Raw genomic sequence first — 15281 nt, forward strand, 5'->3', positions numbered from 1 at the left:
TCACCCCGCGCTGCCGCGGCTGGTGTGACCGAGCGCCTTCAGGTCGGCGGACCGGGTTCCCGCGGGCTGGAGATCGGCGTACGGATGCAGCCTCGCTCCAGCGGTTCCGTTGACCAGGGTCCGCTGCCCGTCACCGCGTACCCGCTTCTGCGTTTCGCTTGGCGGCTGGGCGGGCGTGGGCTCGGGCGTGGTGGCGCCGATCAGGGCGAGGGCGGCGTCGAGACCGTTGTCACGGCGCTCGGCGGCGAGCTCGTCCAGGTCCCAGACGCGGGCGCCGACCACGGTGCGTCGCGGCCCGCGCCGCTCCACGGTGCCCTGAACCAGAAGGAGTCCGGAGTGGAAGATGGTGTGCGCACATGCGGCGTGGCTGTCTTCGAAGAAGGCGATGTCGACCAGACCGGTGCCGTCTTCCAGGGTCACGAAGATGACGCGCTTGCCCGACGCGATGGGCGGCGTCTGCGTCGAGGCGCGGACCCCGGCGACCAGGACGCGCTGCCCGGCATGCAGGTGGGCCAGGCGCCGGGAGGGGACCGCGCCGAGCTCGGACAGCAGCCGGTGGTGGTAGTCCATCAAGTGCCGTGACACGTCCATCGACAACACCTCCAGCTCGGCACCGAGCTGCTCGCGGCCGGTCATCTCGGACAGTCCGCTCGCGCCCTGGGCCAGCGGGGCGGTGTCCAGGGGGAGCTGTCCGGTGCTGGGGCGGGAGCGGGTCTGGCGGTGCAGTTCGGTGATTTGGAGCAGTAGGTCACGGCGGGTCGCCTGACCGGCGATGCTTGTGAGGGCGCCGATGCGGGCGAGGCGTTCGGCGGTGGGCTGGGAGGGCCGGGCCCGCTGCCACAGGTCCGTCAGTGACCCGTACGGCTGCCCGGCCGCGATGCGGGCGGCTTCGTCGTCGCGGATGCCCTTGACCGCGGACAGAGCGAGCCGCACCCCGAGCCGTCCATCGGGAGCGGTCTCGACGCGGTAGCTGGTGTGGGAGTGGTTGATGTCGACGGGCAGGATCGGAATGTCGTGGCGACGGGCGTCCGCGAGGATCACCCGGGCCGGCCACATTCCCGGATCGTGCTCCAGCAACCCCGCGTACAGGGCTGCCGGGTGGTGCGCCTTGAGCCAGGCCGACTGGAGGGCGGGTACGGCGAAGGCGACGGCGTGGGCCCGGCAGAAGCCGTACGCACCGAACGATTCGATCACTGACCACACCTGCTCCAGGACGGTGGGGGAGTAGCCGCAGGCGGCGGCCTCCTGCTCGAACCAGGCGCGCAGTGTCGGCAGGCGGGACGCGTCCGACAGGGCGCGGCGGAACACTTCGGCCAGCGCCCGGTCGCAGCCGGTCAGGATGGCGACCATGTCGATGATCTGTTCGTGCCAGATGGTCACTCCGTAGGTGTCGCGCAGAACGGGTTCCAGGTCCGGGTGCGGATAGACGGGGGCTGCGCCGTGGCGGGCGGCGATGTAGAGGGCGGGCATTCCGCCGGCCACGGGCCCGGGACGGAACAGGCTGATGTCGGCGATCACGTCTTGCGGGTTGCGGGGCTGCAGCCTTCCGAGGAGGTCTTGCTGGCCGGGGGATTCGAGCTGGAACATGCCGACGGTGTCGCTGTTCTGGATCATCTTGAATGCCCAGAAGTCGTCCAGCGGTACCTGTTGCGGGTCGTCGAGGTCGATGGTCTGGCCGCTGGTGCGGTGGATCTCGGCGACGGCGTGCGCCATCGCGGACTGCATCCGCACCCCGAGCACATCGAGCTTGAGGAGGCCGAGGTCTTCGACGTCTTCCTTGTCGGCCTGGACCATGGGGTAGTTGCCGCCCGGGGTGGGCTGGACCGGGAGGCGGTCCAGCAGGGAGCGGTCGCTGAGGATCACTCCGCACGGGTGCATGGCGTAGCCGCGGGGCAGCGCGTCCAGTTGCTCGGCGAGCTGGAACAGCGGCCCGTAGCGGTCGGCTTCGGCTGCCAGGGGGCGCAGTTCGGGCAGCTCGGCCAGGGCCGAGGTGATGTCGCAGGCCCGCAGGTGCGGGAACGATTTCGCGATCCGGTCGACCTGGTGGGGTGCGATGCCCAGGGCGAGGCCGGTGTCGCGCAGCGCGAAGCGGGCGCGGTAGGTCTCGGGCATGCCGGTCACTGCGACCCGTTCCGCCCCGAACCGTTCGAAGATCCGGTCGTAGACCTCCAGGCGGCGCGCGGATTCCACGTCGATGTCGATGTCCGGCAGGCTGTTGCGCCGGATGCTGATGAACCGTTCGAACAGCAGTGAATGAGCGAGCGGGTTGGCCGTTGCGATGTCCAGGGCGTGGTTGACCATGCTTCCCGCGCCCGAGCCGCGGGCAGCGATCCGGATCCCCATCTCCCGTACGTCCGCGACGACTTGGGCCACAGTCAGGAAGTAGGTGCCGAACCCGAGCCGGGCGATGATGGCCAGCTCGTCCTCCAGGCGGCCCATCGCGGTCGCGTCCCGGTCGAGGCCCCGGCGGGCCATGCCGGCCAGGGACCGTTCGCGCAGCAGCCGGTCGACATCCCCTACGCCGCGGGCGCCTACGACCTCCGCTTCGGGAAAGTGGGCACGCCCCAGCCCCAGATCGGCAACCGGGTCCACCCGGCAGGCCTCGCCCGTCCGCACGGTCGTCTCCAGCAGGCGCGCCGCGCGGCCCGGGCCGGCACCGGCGGCCTGGGCGATGCGCTCGGCTGCGGCCGCCATCGCCTCCGGTCCCTTGAGCCACCGCTCGCCGGGGTCCAGGCGGTCGGCTTGGCGGAAGGGGATCGGGCGCAGCAGCCGGGCCGCGTCCAGCACGTCCGCGACCCGGTTCTGGTGGGGGTCGGCGTAGCGGGCGGCGTTGGTGAGAACCGCCTCGATGCCGAGCTCATCGGCGAGCTGCAGAGTGCGTCCGGCCAGGCGTAGCGATCCGGGCCCGGTGCCACTCTGCCCGTACCAGAGCACCTCTAGGCGTAGCGCGTCGCCGAAGAGCTCGCGCCACGGCTCCAGCAGCCGCGTGGCCAGGTCGGGGCGTCCGGCTGACAAGGCGCGGACGGGTTCGGAGACCGGCCCCAGCAGCGCGGTCAGACCCGCCCCCGCGTGGGCTTGCAGCACCTCCCACGACACCACAGGCAACCCACCATCCGCTGTGGTGTGCGTGGCGGACACCAGTCGGCACAGCCCCGCCCAGCCCAAAATGTTCTGGGCGAGAAGGGTGACGCGCAGTGGCGGCTCGACTACATGGGCACCGCCCCGGACCGGGGTCCGGCGGCGTCCTTCGGGCGCGGGGGGTCGGTGCGGGGCGACGGCGATGTCGACGCCAAGGATCGGCCGCACGCCATGGGCGGCGCAGGCCTTCGCGAAGCGCACCATTCCGGCCACCGTGTCCCGGTCGGTGAGAGCGAGCGAGGTCATGCCCCGCTCGGCCGCCCGTCGTACCAAGGAGTCCGGGTGAGAAGCCCCGTACCTGGCGGAATAGCCGGAGGCGACATGCAGATGCACAAACCCGCTCATCCGCTCCTCCTGCGCCTTGTACCCCCTTGCCCCTTCTGTCCCAGTGGCCAGATATCCACCATAACCCACGTGATCGAATCTCTGTTCGAACAAAAGGTAAGACGTTTTTCCAGGTCGAGGGTGCTAGCAATTGCTAGCCTGGGTGTATGGCAGCCGATGACAAGCAGCTCAACGTCCGGGTCCGCGCCCGCACCCACGAGCTCCTCGCCGAACGCGTCCAGCGCAAGGGCGTCACCATGCAGGCCTACGTCTCCGGCCTCATCGAAAGCGACCTCGACCCCGCCCGCGACGCCTTCGTCGCCGGCCTCGTCGACGACATGACCGGCCTGCTCGACGAATTCGACGACGCCTTCGACCCCGGCCTGCGCTGATGTTCCTGCGCATCGACGCTCGCTGGATCGAAGACGCCCTGCAGGACTTCGAACAACGCTCAGGCCGCGAGACCGGAATCGACGACTGGGGTGCCCTCGCAGCCGCGGTCCACCGGCACGCCTACGAACTCCACGCGGGCGAGCCCTTCTACCTTGAGGCCCCCGTACGGGCCGCCGTCCTGCTGCAGATGTTCGTGACGCTCAAGCCGCTCACCGACTACAACGGCCTCGTCGGATCCGCCCTCGCCCTGCGCTACCTCCACCAGTCCGCTGAACCCGCCAAGCCCCCCGCCGGCGCCATGCCCGACCTCGTCCGCGAACTCCGCACCGGCGCCCTGACCTTGCGCGCGACCGCAGCCCGCCTGCGCTCCTGGACCACTGCCTGACGCGTCCGCGGCACCGACTGCCCCGTCGCGCCGAGCGCCTGGAACGGGAGGCCCGCGAGCAGGGTGGTCAGGAGGGTATGGCGCACGCCGGGCATCACAGTCGACATGACCCGGGTCTTCTCACTCCTGGTCCGCGGCGCTTCCGGCGTGGGGGAGCAGGGGGAAGAGCCGGGTGATGAGGGCCACCGGTCGCGCGCCGTCCGGGCGGGCCAGGGGGCGTTGCTCGCGGTCCTGGTAGGGCGCGAGCGTCTTTCGGATGGCGTCTGCGACGCGGCTCATCTCTTCGGGCGTCAGGTAGGCGACGGCGCTGAAGGCCTCGTCGTGCCGCCATGCGGTCGGCGCCTCGTCTCGCTGCGCCAGCCAACGCTGCCAGCTTTCGTCCTCAAGGCCTCGGGCCAGATCCCCGAACTGCTCCTCCCCGGCGCCGCCATGGGTGTCGGCGTGCTGCTTCAGGCGCCAGGGGCGGGCGCGGCCCCCGTTGTGGGGGGCCTCCTCGATGTGTCCGTGGCGCGCGAGCTGTCGCAGGTGGAATGAGCAGAGGCCGGAGCTGTAGCCCAGCCGGGAGGCGGCTTCGGTCGCCGTGAGGGTGCCGACGTCGGCGAGCAGATCCAGCAGGGCGCTGCGGACTTCGTGCTCGCGCAATGCTTCGTTGGCGCTGGCCATGCGGGCGTGCGGGATGTCGACTCCATCTTCAGTCACTTTGCAAACTCTGCTACTTTGCAAAGGAGTTGGCAAGGGGCGCTCCTTGCTGACGGCATCAGCTGCGGGGGGCCTCCGCGGCGCCTGCGGCGTGCGTAAAAAAGGGGAGTCGGTTATGCCTGTTCGTGACGAGCGGTCTCGTCCCACCGATCGGCGCGTCCGCCTGCAAGGCCGCCCCGTCGACACCTATCCGGCTCTTCCGCCGGAGGCGCAACGGGGTTCGGTTCGCAGGGTCACGGTGGTGGGCGAGGAAGTGCTGAGCCGCCCGTGCCGCGAGGTACGGGAGTTCGGGACTCCGGAGTTGTCGGCATTGATCGACGACATGTTCCTGACCATGTACGTGGCCGACGGAGCCGGGTTGGCCGCCAATCAGGTCGGCGTCGACCTGCGACTGTTCGTGTACGACTGTCCGGACGATCACGGGGTCCGGCATGTCGGCCACATCATCAACCCGGTTCTGGACCTGCCCGATCCAAGCGGTCGGCGGCTCATCGACGACATCGAGGGCTGCCTGTCCGTGCCCGGTGCGGGTATGGAGGTTCCCCGCACCGATCGCGCTGTCGCGCGCGGGTTCGACAAGGACGGCAACCCGCTCGTCATCGAAGGAACGGGTTACTTCGCGCGGTGTCTGCAACACGAGACCGACCACCTCCTGGGCCATACCTATCTCGACCGGCTCTCCAGACGGGACCGCAAGGACGCGCTGCGCCAGATGGAAGAGAACCGTGAGGGCGTCTTCGCCCAACGCGCGATCAAGGCCGCCGGCCTGGGCAAAGCTGGAGACCGTTGCTGAACCGGCCCGCGCAACGGTGCCGGCCAGGAACTCAACGGAGTTCTGAACCGGCGCAGCTGACGGCATTGAGCATCGGATCGTGACCGGCTGGCCGCGACCCGGACCTCACAGGGTGCCGCGGCGGGTCGCCATACTGCTCTCGCGCTCTCGCCGAGCAGCACGCGGGCGTGAAGCGGCGGCAACCGCGATCGTGGTGGCGGCGAGGGCGGCGCTGACCCAGGCGGCATCCCGGTAGTCACCTGTCGCCCCCGTCGCGGCGCCGGCGAGCAGCGGTCCCAGAAACGCGCCGCTGTTCAGCGCCACGGTGGCGAACGCCCCGTTCAGGGACGGGGCATCGGACGCGACCTGCATGACGCGGTTGACGAGGGTCGATCCGATGCCGAACGACAGCCCGCCCTGAACGACCGCGACGAGGAACAGTGGCACTGCCTGCGTGCTGGCCACGGCCAGCGCTGCCCACCCGACCGGCAGGGCCCACATCGCGAGGACCGCACCTCGCCGGAGCCGACCGTCGGCCATACGACCAGCCGCGTTCACTCCGATGAAGGCGCCGGTTCCGAACGCGGCGAGCAGTCCCGGGACCGCGGCGGCGGACAAGTGGGTCACCTCCGTGGCAATGACAGCCAGGTAGGCGAAGGTCGCGAAGGTCGCCCCATTGATCAGCGCCGCCAGTGTCAACGCCAACTGCACCGGGCCCGACTTGAGCGCACGCGCCTCATGCCTCACCGAGACGTCGTGCCGCCGAGCCGCACCCCTGGGCGCCGACCGGAACACGAGCGTCAGGGCGGGCAGGCACAGGGCAGCGACTGCCCAGAAAGCCGAACGCCAGCCGGACCACTGCCCGGGCAGGGCGCCGACAGGCACGCCGACAACACACGCCAGCGTGACCCCCGACAGCAGGACAGCGGTGGCGCGGCCCTGCTTCGCAGGGGGCACGAGGTCGCTCGCCACGCTCATCGCGACCGCCAAGAACCCGGCGTTGACGATGGCGGCGACGATCCGGGTGCCGAACAGCACCGCGAAATCCGTCGTGACCGCTCCGACGACGTGCACGATGACGAACGCGGCAAGGAAGCCCGCCAGCGCACGGCGGCGTGGCCAGCGCGCGCTCAGTGCGGCCATCACCGGCGCGCCGCCCATCATCCCGATCGCGTAGGCGGACGTCAGGCTCGCGGCGGCTCCCACCGACACGGACAGATCGCGGGCGATACCCGGTACGAGGCCGGACAACATGAACTCGGAGGTTCCTTGCGCGAAGACAGCAAGACCGAGGACGTAGAGGAACACGGGCACGGAGTCGACTCCAGCAATGACGTGTGCGGGCATGAACATCCGCGTGCTGGACGTCGAACTGCGTCACCTGTTGTTGGGACGAGAGCCGAAACCGGACCAGACACACGGAACACGTGTCCGGCCACTCACAGCGAAGTCGACCAAGGAACCTCTCGGTTGCCGGTCAGACCACCATCCGCCGCCGAGTGACCGGCGGCTCCGTTCTGTCTGCCTCAGGGCTCATCACGTGAGGCACAGTACCCACGGCTCCGGCCGCCATCAACCTGGTAAACGCCCGTCGTGCGCCACCCAACGCCAGGCAGTGCGCCGGGCGTTGCGCACGAGATGCGACCAGGCCGGCGCCGAGCTGCCTCGCAACTCCCGACCGGACGCGTCACACCTGCGGTACGGCTTCTTCGGGAGCGACCGGACCGGGCGGGGTGCCGTCGCCGAAGGGGCGGCCGCCCAGCGAGGCCCGGTCGTGGGTGTCGAGCCAGCTCGACAGGTCCGGACCGCAGGGCACGATGCCACTCGGGTTGATGTCCTGGTGGACCAGGTAGTAGTGGCGTTTGATGTGGTCGAAGTCGACGGTGTCGCCGAATCCCGGCGTCTGGAACAGGTCGCGTGCATAGGCCCAGAGGACGGGCAGCTCGGAGAGCTTCTGCCGGTTGCACTTGAAGTGGCCGTGGTAGACGGCGTCGAAGCGGACGAGTGTGGTGAAGAGCCGGATGTCCGCCTCGGTAATGGTGTCACCGACCAGGTAGCGAGAGGCCGTAAGCCGCTGTGAGAGCTGGTCGAGACGGGCGAACAGGGAGGTGTACGCGGAGTCGTAGGCCTCTTGAGAACCCGCGAAACCGGCACGGTAGACGCCGTTGTTCACGTCTCCGTAAACCGTTTCGTTCACTGAGTCGATCTCTTGCCGCAACGCCTGCGGGTAGAGGTCGGGGGCTCCTTCGCGATGGTGAGCCGTCCATTCCAGCGACATGTCGATCGTGATCTGAGCGAAGTCATTGGTCACCACCTTGCCGGTCGGCACGTCGACGATCGCCGGAACCGTGATGCCGCGGTCGTAACCGGGATCGCGGGCGAGGTAGGCCTCTTGGAGACGTTCGATTCCGAGCACCGGGTCGCGCCCGCCCGGGTCCAGGTCGAACGTCCAGCTGCGCTCATCGTGGGTGGGCCCGGCCACGGCCATCGGCAAAGCCTCTTCAAGGCCGAGAAGCCGCCGCACGATGATCGCCCGGCTGGCCCAGGGGCAGGCGCGGCTGACCACCAGCCGGTACCGGCCCGGTTCGACGGGGAATCCATCGCGTCCGTCGGCGGTGATTCGGGTGGTGATGTACCGGCTGTCCCGCGTGTAAGCGCTCCCGGGATGCACGTAACTCATAGGCGGCAAACCCCTGTTCAGTATCCAGGCTCCCCGTCGGTGCCTGGCTCGGCTGTGGGCGCGTCCGCTCCCAAGACGCGTCCGCTCCCACGACAAGGGTCCCCACTCTTGGCGCGCCCCGCTCGTCGAAGCTCTGACAGGCCGCGTTGATCTCCCGGCGTGCCGCGCGGCGGTGCGGTCATGAGGTCGTGGACGCACCCCAAGCCTGGCACTACCGAGTGTGAATGAACAACAAATCCAAAACACTAACGAGTAGTGCTATGGTCCTCGCATGAAGAGAGTGAGCTTCGCCGAGTTCGGCGGCCCCGACGTTCTCCACCTCACCGACGTCGAAGAACCCCACGCGGGCCCAGGTCAGATACGTATCGCCGTGCGCGCGGCGGGCGTGAACCCCGTCGATTGGAGGATCCGCGAAGGCCAGTTCCAGGAAGCCCACCCGATCGAGCTGCCCGCTGGTATCGGGCAGGACGCCGCCGGGGTGGTGGACGAGGTCGGCGACGGCGTCGACGGAGTAAAGGCCGGCGACCTCGTGTTCGGGCGGGGATCGAGCGCCTACGCCGAGTTCGCCGTGCTTTCAGCCTGGGCCGCGATGCCCGAGGGCCTCTCGTTCGAGGAGGCGGCCGGCTATCCCTCCGTGGTGGAGACCGCGCTGCGCATCATCCGCGAGGTGGGGGTGCGGCCCGGGCAGACGCTGCTGGTCAGCGGCGCGTCAGGCGGCGTCGGATCGGCCGTTCTGCAGATCACCCGGGACCGCGGCATCACGGCGATCGGCACGGCCGGGGCCGCCAACCAGGACTATCTGCGCAGCCTGGGCGCCCTCGCCACGACGTACGGCGCGGGCTGGGTGGAGCGAGTGCGGCGGCTCGGCCGGGTCGACGCGGCGCTCGATCTGTCCGGCTCCGGTGTGCTCCGCGAACTCGTCGAACTGACCGGAGACGCACGAAAGGTGATCTCCATTGCCGATCGCGGTGCATCGGAGCTCGGCGTCCGGTTCTCCGGCGTGACCGGGAACGTGCCGCACGCCCTCGCCGAGGCCGTCGATCTCATCTCGCGCGGCAGGCTCCACATCCCGGTCGAGAAGGTGTACCCGCTCGCCGAGGCAGCCGCAGCCCACATCGACAGCCAGGCCGGACACACCCGCGGGCGCCGCGTCGTGGTCGTCTGAACCGTTCTTCCAGCCCCCTCCGCAGCCCCGGCAGGCTGCCCTTTCCCCACGCTCCCCGAAGGAGCCCCATGCACACTCCTGTCACGATCATCGGCGCCGGACTCGGCGGGCTCGTCCTGGCCCGCGTCCTGCACCTCCACGGCCTTCCGGTCGCGGTCTACGAGGCGGAGTCCTCCTCTGCGGCCCGGTCGCAGGGCGGGATGCTCGACATCCACGACCACAACGGCCAACTCGCCCTCGAAGCAGCCGACTTGATGGACCAGTTCCGTGGCCTCGTCCTGGAGGGCCGGCAAGCGATACGGCTGATGGACCGGGAGGGGACCGTCCTGTTCGACAAGGCCGACGACGGCACGGGCACAAGCCCCGAGGTGCAGCGCGGCGAGCTGCGGCAGATCCTGCTCGACGCACTCCCCGGCGACACCGTCCACTGGGGCAGCAAGGCCACGGGCGTCCGTGCCCTCCCCGGGGGCTGCCACGAGGTGGCCTTCGCGGGCGGCGGCTCCGTCGTCACCAGTCTCCTGGTCGGCGCGGACGGCGCGTGGTCACGCGTGCGGCCGCTGCTTTCCGACGCAACCCCCCAATACGTCGGCCGGTCCTTCGTGGAGACCTGCCTGCACGATGCCGACACCCGACACCCGGCCACCGCGAAGGCGGTCGGCGGCGGAACGCTCGTGGCACTCGACCCGGACAGCAACGGCAAGTGGCTCGTGGCCCACCGGGAGAAGGGCGGGGCCCTCCACGCGTACATCACCCTGGCCAAGCCGCAGGACTGGTTCACCGCCATCGACTTCACCGACGCCGCGGGAGCCACCGCACGGATCGCGCAGGAGTACACCGGCTGGGCGGCGGAACTCACCGCCCTGATCACGGCCAGCTCCACCGCGCCGGTCCTGCGCCCCCTCCACGCGCTGCCGGTCGGACACCGCTGGGACCGGCTGCCGGGCGTAACCCTGCTCGGCGACGCCGCTCACCTCTCGACGCCCAATGGTGAAGGCGCCAACCTGGCCATGCAGGACGGCGCCGAACTCGGAAGGGCCCTCGCCGCACACCCTGATGACATCGAGACGGCACTCGCCGCATACGAGCGAGGGCTGTTCACGCGCGGTGCGGCGGCCGCCGCCGCGGTCGCCCACGACCCGACCCCGCAAGAAATGATCAAGTTCTTCACCGGCCGAGAACCGGTGGAGATCTGACCGTGCAGGGGCCGGGTAACGGCTGTGCACGGCGCGGGTGTTAGCTTCCGTCCCGTGATGCGACACCAGGATGAGACCAGGGCGGCCTACGACGGGGTCGTCGAACGGTACGCGGCGATGTTCGCCAATCAGTTGGAGACGCAGCCGTTCGCGCGGCAGATGATCGCCACCTTCGCCGAACTCGTGCGCGGCACCGGGAACCTGCGGACAGCCGACGTCGGGTGCGGACCCGGCCATCTGACGGCCATGCTGCACGGTTTGGGACTGGACGCCTTCGGGCTCGATCTCTCCCCGGCCATGATCGCTCACGCCCGTCAGGCCCATCCGGAACTGCGGTTCGACGAAGCCCGCATGGAAGCCCTGCCGGTCAAGGACGGCACGCTCGGCGGAGTGCTGGCCCACTACTCGATGATCCACACCCCACCCGCCGAACTGCCCGCGCTGCTCGCTGAGCAGGTACGTGTCCTGGCACCAGGGGGCGTGCTCCTGGTGTCCTTCTTCGGGACGGAGGGACCGGAGCCGGTCCGCTTCGACCACAAGGTGGCGCCCGCCTACAGCTGGCCGACGGAGCGGTTCGCCGACCTGCTGACCGGAGCCGGACTTGTCACGGTGGCGCGACTGCTCCACGACCCGGCGTCAGAGCGGGGCTTCCTCGACTCCCACTTGCTGGCCCGCCGCCCGTAGCGGGGCCCGGGCCGGTGGTGGATCGGCGGGATGAAGCTCACCAAGCGCCGCGTTCCGAGCGTTCGCTCGCGAAGGTGTCGCCGTCCACCGCAGTGCTCCGAGAGCGGTCGCCCACCGGTTGCTGACCGGTCTCACTGACGCTTGCCGGCCACCCTGTTAGCGTCATGCGGTGATCTCTCTGGGGGAACCCGCGTTCTTCACCCGGCTGCGCGACGCGCGACGGGTACTCATCGCCGGCGCGGGCGGCGGTTTCGACGTGTACGCCGGTCTGCCGCTCGCACTCGCGCTGCGCTCGGCAGGCAAGGACGTACACCTCGCCAACCTGTCGTTCGCCGATCTGTATGGCCTGGACCTCGATGCGTGGGTGGACGAGGACGTCGCGGCCGTCAGGCCCGACACCCCCGTGCGCGGCGACTACTTCCCGGAACGGACGCTCGCGCAGTGGCTCGCGACGCAGGACCTGCCGCCGGTCGTGTACGCGTTCCCGAGCATCGGGGTCGGTCCGCTGCGGGCGGCCTACCGGACGCTGATCAAGCATCTCGGTGGTGTCGACGCGGTCGTGCTGGTGGACGGCGGTACGGACATCCTCATGCGTGGCGACGAGCACGGTCTCGGCACCCCGGAGGAGGACATGGCGAGCCTGGCCGCGGTGAGCGGACTCGACGAGGTTCCGCACCGGTTGGTGGCGTGTCTGGGCTTCGGGGTGGACGCGTATCACGGCGTGAACCACTCGCTCGTGCTGGAGAACCTGGCAGCCCTGGACCGGGACGGCTCATATCTCGGTGCCTTCTCGCTGCTCGGCGCGGGGAGGGAGGGCGCGCTGTATCTCGACGCGGTCGCGCACGCCCAGCGTCACACCCCGAGCCACCCGAGCATCGTGAACGGTTCCGTGGCGGCCGCCGTGCGGGGTGACTTCGGGAACGTCCCGTTCACGGACAGGACCAAGGGCAGCGAGCTGTTCATCAACCCGCTGATGGCGCTGTACTTCTGTGTGGACCTGCCGGGACTGGCCCGCCGCAATCTCTACCTCGGTCTGCTGGAACGGACGGCGTTGATGCGACAGGTGAGTTCCGTGATCGAGGAGTTCCGCGCCACGCTGCCCCGCCAGCGTCCGCCGAGGACGTTCCCGCACTGAACCGTCCTCCGGAGCGAGCGGACGGACCCCCCTGCGCGGGGCGCGGCTTCCATCCCAGCGGGGGCTGGTGACGAGCGCACAGATCCGTGGGACCCGGGCTTCGTCCGGGGCGGCGGGGCAGGGGGAGGCGGCTTCCCGGCCGCCGCCCTCCCCGTGTCATCGCCGTGGCGGGGGCTGTTCGGCTACCGGCTGAGCGTCTTGAGAGCGGCCGCGTCGTACGGCCGCAGCTCGTCGAAGCGGTTGCCGAGGACCTTCGCCGCCCACTGCGGGTCCTGGAGGAGCGCCCGTCCGACAGCGACCATGTCGAACTCGTCGCGCTCCATACGGTCCAGGAGGTTGTTGATGTCGCCCAGATCCGAGCCTTGGCCGGCGAACGCGCCGAGGAAGTCGCCGTCGAGGCCGACCGAACCGACGGTGATGGTCGGCCGGCCGGTGAGCTTCTTGGTCCAGCCCGCCAGGTTGAGGTCCGAGCCCTCGAACTCCGGGAGCCAGTAGCGCCGGGTGGAGGCGTGGAACGCGTCCACGCCCGCGGACGCCAGCGGGGCGAGGATCGCCTCCAGCTCCTCCGGGGTCTGCGCGAGGCGGGCGTCGTAGGCCTCCTGCTTCCACTGCGAGTAGCGGAAGATCACCGGGAAGTCGGCCGACACGCGTTCGCGGACCGCGGCCACGATCTCCGCGGCGAACTTCGTGCGCGCGACCGCGTCGCCGCCGTAGGCGTCGGTGCGGCGGTTGGTGCGCTCCCACAGGAACTGGTCGAGCAAGTAGCCGTGGGCGCCGTGCAGTTCGACGCCGTCGAAGCCGATCCGCTCGGCCTCCGCGGCAGCGTCGGCGAAGGCGCCGATGACGTCATCGAGGTCGGCGCGGGTCATGGCCTTGCCGGTTCCCTCGGTGCCGTCGACGCGGATGCCGGAGGGACCGACGGCGGGCGCCTCGGCGTACGGCGCCTGACCCTGCTCGCGCACCATGCCTATGTGCCACAGCTGCGGCACGATCGTGCCGCCTGCCTCGTGCACGGCAGAGGCGACCTTGGCCCACCCCGCCAGCTGGTCCTCGCCGTGGAAGCGCGGGACCCGGTCGCTCTGGCCCGCGGACTCGTGCCCGACGTAGGTGCCCTCGGTGACGATGAGGCCCACACCCGCGGCCGCCCGGCTGGCGTAGTACGCCTGCACGTCCTCGCCGGGCACGCCGCCGGGGGAGAACATCCGCGTCATCGGGGCCATCGCGATGCGGTTGGGGACGGTCAGGCCGTTCAGTGCGATGGGCCGGGACAGGATGTCGGCCGCGCGAGAAGCGGTGGACGTGGTGACGGTCATGCGGGTCCTCCGAGGGGTGAGGGGCTCGTCCGGGTACGACGAGAGAAGTGCATAGTACACATGCTGTGTATCATGCATATTGCCGTGCCCGTGGGGGAGGAGTCGTCCTCGTGAGGGACGCGGCGGCACCTCGGTGCGGAAGGGCCGGCGGGCCGCTGCAGGGCGGGAGCGACCCGGCTCCCGATCCGTCCGGCTGTCCCGCTCCTCGGCTTCGGCGGGGACTCGCTTCGGCGCTCGACGGGTCGGCGATAATGGAGCGACGGAATGGGTGGGAGGCGTGGTGCTGGAGAAGCTGGAGCGGGAGCTGATGCTGCTCTCACGACACCAGGTGCTCGCCCGGCGCGAGCGTGATCCCGAGCGCCTGGAGCGGTCGGCGTACCTGCTGCTCAGCCGGATCGACACCCAAGGGCCCATGTCCATCGGTCAGTTGGCGGAAGCGTTCGGGCTCGACACCTCGACGGTGAACCGCCAGACGGCCGCACTGCTGCGCTGCGGACTGGCCGAACGCGTGGCGGACCCGGACGGTGGCATGGCCCGCAAGCTGCGCATCACCGAAGAGGGCGGGCATCGCCTCGCCGAGGACCGTGAGGTCAACCGGTCCTGTCTGGCGCAGGTCGTAGCCGACTGGTCCCCCGGGGAGGTGGAGGAGCTGGCGGACATCCTGGTCCGGCTGAACCGCAGCGCCGAGGCCCTCGAAGGCCGGTACTGGCCGCGGTCGGAGGACGACTGCGCACACGCCGATCGCTCCACGCGGGCGCCCCGCCACCCCGCTCAGTAGGAACAGCCGCACCCGCCAGCCTCATGGCGCCCACCGCGCCGCGGGTGTATCGGGGTCAGGCGGGTCGTACCGTACGGGGGCCGACGCACTGGGCGCCATGAGCTCGAACGCGTTCGCGCAGCGCGCGGTCGGCGGTCACGACCGTGCAGGGCCGGTCGGCGTGGGCGGCGGCGAGTTCCACGATGAGGTCGTCGCCGCTGCCGGGCGCTGACTCGACCCGCACCCCGGCCACGGACTCGACGCCCCGGGCGGCGCCCTCGACGACGAGGATCACCTCTTCGTCGACGTCCCTTCCGACCAGTCGGTCCCGCAGCCGCTCTGCGGCGCCCTTGCGGTCGCGCCACCACCCGTCGGGGACGGACCCGACGACGTTCGCGGCATCGACGATCAGTACCGGACGCACACTCACGAAACCTCCCGACCGCATCGGGCCTGCCCGGGCATGGTGCGCATCCCTCGTGTGATCACGGGCCGTGATTCTGCCATGCCGACGTGAGCGGACGCGGCCCGGCGGGTGCTGCGCCGGCTGCTGGGGGCGCGCCAGTGGCTCGCCCTGACCACCACCGGGCGGAGGCCAGCCGTACATCCTCGACAACCGGGACCCGACTGCGTCGGCTCCGGT

General features: G+C 70.2%; 14 protein-coding genes. 8 read left to right on the forward strand and 6 right to left on the reverse strand.

Features of this window, described 5'->3' with window-relative positions; genetic code table 11:
- The gene (locus tag AC07F3_RS16805) at nt 1–3483 is read right to left on the reverse strand and encodes a DNA polymerase III subunit alpha (RefSeq protein WP_479114702.1); all 3483 of its coding nucleotides are present in this window, start codon (nt 3481–3483) and stop codon (nt 1–3) included.
- A 146-nt stretch (nt 3484–3629) separates the two neighbouring features.
- Here AC07F3_RS16805 and AC07F3_RS16810 point away from each other — a divergent pair, with 146 nt between their 5' ends.
- Entirely contained in the window at nt 3630–3854 is a 225-nt protein-coding gene (locus AC07F3_RS16810; RefSeq protein ID WP_479114704.1) for a hypothetical protein, read from the forward strand.
- A complete protein-coding gene (locus tag AC07F3_RS16815) occupies nt 3854–4240 on the forward strand; it encodes a hypothetical protein (protein ID WP_479114706.1) in 387 nt (128 codons plus the stop codon). The genes AC07F3_RS16810 and AC07F3_RS16815 overlap by 1 nt, the downstream gene beginning before the upstream one ends.
- A gap of 120 nt (nt 4241–4360) precedes the next feature.
- Here AC07F3_RS16815 and AC07F3_RS16820 read toward each other — a convergent pair whose 3' ends face one another.
- On the reverse strand, nt 4361–4939 hold the full coding sequence (locus AC07F3_RS16820; RefSeq protein ID WP_479114708.1) for a winged helix-turn-helix domain-containing protein: 579 nt from the start codon (nt 4937–4939) through the stop codon (nt 4361–4363).
- A 115-nt stretch (nt 4940–5054) separates the two neighbouring features.
- Here AC07F3_RS16820 and def point away from each other — a divergent pair, with 115 nt between their 5' ends.
- The gene (def, locus tag AC07F3_RS16825; protein ID WP_479114710.1) at nt 5055–5732 is read left to right on the forward strand and encodes a peptide deformylase; all 678 of its coding nucleotides are present in this window, start codon (nt 5055–5057) and stop codon (nt 5730–5732) included.
- 105 nt (nt 5733–5837) lie between these two features.
- On the opposite strand, the gene AC07F3_RS16830 is transcribed toward def, so the two are convergent.
- Together AC07F3_RS16830 and AC07F3_RS16835 are read right to left on the reverse strand one after the other, a co-directional pair.
- On the reverse strand, nt 5838–7025 hold the full coding sequence (locus AC07F3_RS16830; protein WP_479114712.1) for a Cmx/CmrA family chloramphenicol efflux MFS transporter: 1188 nt from the start codon (nt 7023–7025) through the stop codon (nt 5838–5840).
- Between the two features lie 373 nt (nt 7026–7398).
- A complete protein-coding gene (locus tag AC07F3_RS16835) occupies nt 7399–8391 on the reverse strand; it encodes a glutathione S-transferase family protein (protein ID WP_479114714.1) in 993 nt (330 codons plus the stop codon).
- Between the two features lie 271 nt (nt 8392–8662).
- Between AC07F3_RS16835 and AC07F3_RS16840 the strand changes: the two genes are divergently transcribed.
- From AC07F3_RS16840 to AC07F3_RS16855, 4 genes are all read left to right on the forward strand, one after another.
- Complete coding sequence (locus AC07F3_RS16840) at nt 8663–9556, forward strand: NADP-dependent oxidoreductase (RefSeq protein WP_479114716.1); 894 nt, start codon at nt 8663–8665, stop codon at nt 9554–9556.
- Between the two features lie 68 nt (nt 9557–9624).
- Entirely contained in the window at nt 9625–10749 is a 1125-nt protein-coding gene (locus tag AC07F3_RS16845) for an FAD-dependent oxidoreductase (protein WP_479114718.1), read from the forward strand.
- Between the two features lie 54 nt (nt 10750–10803).
- Nucleotides 10804–11433 (forward strand): class I SAM-dependent methyltransferase, encoded by a 630-nt coding sequence (locus tag AC07F3_RS16850; RefSeq protein WP_479114720.1) that lies wholly within the window; start codon nt 10804–10806, stop codon nt 11431–11433.
- 169 nt (nt 11434–11602) lie between these two features.
- Complete coding sequence (locus AC07F3_RS16855; protein WP_479114722.1) at nt 11603–12568, forward strand: DUF1152 domain-containing protein; 966 nt, start codon at nt 11603–11605, stop codon at nt 12566–12568.
- 182 nt (nt 12569–12750) lie between these two features.
- Here AC07F3_RS16855 and AC07F3_RS16860 read toward each other — a convergent pair whose 3' ends face one another.
- A complete protein-coding gene (locus AC07F3_RS16860; protein WP_479114724.1) occupies nt 12751–13881 on the reverse strand; it encodes an NADH:flavin oxidoreductase in 1131 nt (376 codons plus the stop codon).
- A 307-nt stretch (nt 13882–14188) separates the two neighbouring features.
- Here AC07F3_RS16860 and AC07F3_RS16865 point away from each other — a divergent pair, with 307 nt between their 5' ends.
- The gene (locus tag AC07F3_RS16865; protein WP_479114941.1) at nt 14189–14659 is read left to right on the forward strand and encodes a MarR family winged helix-turn-helix transcriptional regulator; all 471 of its coding nucleotides are present in this window, start codon (nt 14189–14191) and stop codon (nt 14657–14659) included.
- A gap of 55 nt (nt 14660–14714) precedes the next feature.
- Here AC07F3_RS16865 and AC07F3_RS16870 read toward each other — a convergent pair whose 3' ends face one another.
- Entirely contained in the window at nt 14715–15068 is a 354-nt protein-coding gene (locus AC07F3_RS16870) for a PIN domain-containing protein (protein ID WP_479114726.1), read from the reverse strand.
- Nucleotides 15069–15281: the final 213 nt, after the last annotated feature.

Source organism: Streptomyces sp. NPDC045846 (assembly GCF_056431605.1).

Bases quoted from the DNA above. Each gene is read 5' to 3' on its own strand.
- AC07F3_RS16810 (WP_479114704.1), top strand. From the start codon at position 3,630: ATGGCAGCCGATGACAAGCAGCTCAACGTCCGGGTCCGCGCCCGCACC.
- AC07F3_RS16835 (WP_479114714.1), bottom strand. From the start codon at position 8,391: ATGAGTTACGTGCATCCCGGGAGCGCTTACACGCGGGACAGCCGGTAC.
- def (WP_479114710.1), top strand. From the start codon at position 5,055: ATGCCTGTTCGTGACGAGCGGTCTCGTCCCACCGATCGGCGCGTCCGC.
- AC07F3_RS16865 (WP_479114941.1), top strand. From the start codon at position 14,189: ATGCTGCTCTCACGACACCAGGTGCTCGCCCGGCGCGAGCGTGATCCC.
- AC07F3_RS16860 (WP_479114724.1), bottom strand. From the start codon at position 13,881: ATGACCGTCACCACGTCCACCGCTTCTCGCGCGGCCGACATCCTGTCC.
- AC07F3_RS16840 (WP_479114716.1), top strand. From the start codon at position 8,663: ATGAAGAGAGTGAGCTTCGCCGAGTTCGGCGGCCCCGACGTTCTCCAC.
- AC07F3_RS16805 (WP_479114702.1), bottom strand. From the start codon at position 3,483: ATGAGCGGGTTTGTGCATCTGCATGTCGCCTCCGGCTATTCCGCCAGG.
- AC07F3_RS16845 (WP_479114718.1), top strand. From the start codon at position 9,625: ATGCACACTCCTGTCACGATCATCGGCGCCGGACTCGGCGGGCTCGTC.
- AC07F3_RS16815 (WP_479114706.1), top strand. From the start codon at position 3,854: ATGTTCCTGCGCATCGACGCTCGCTGGATCGAAGACGCCCTGCAGGAC.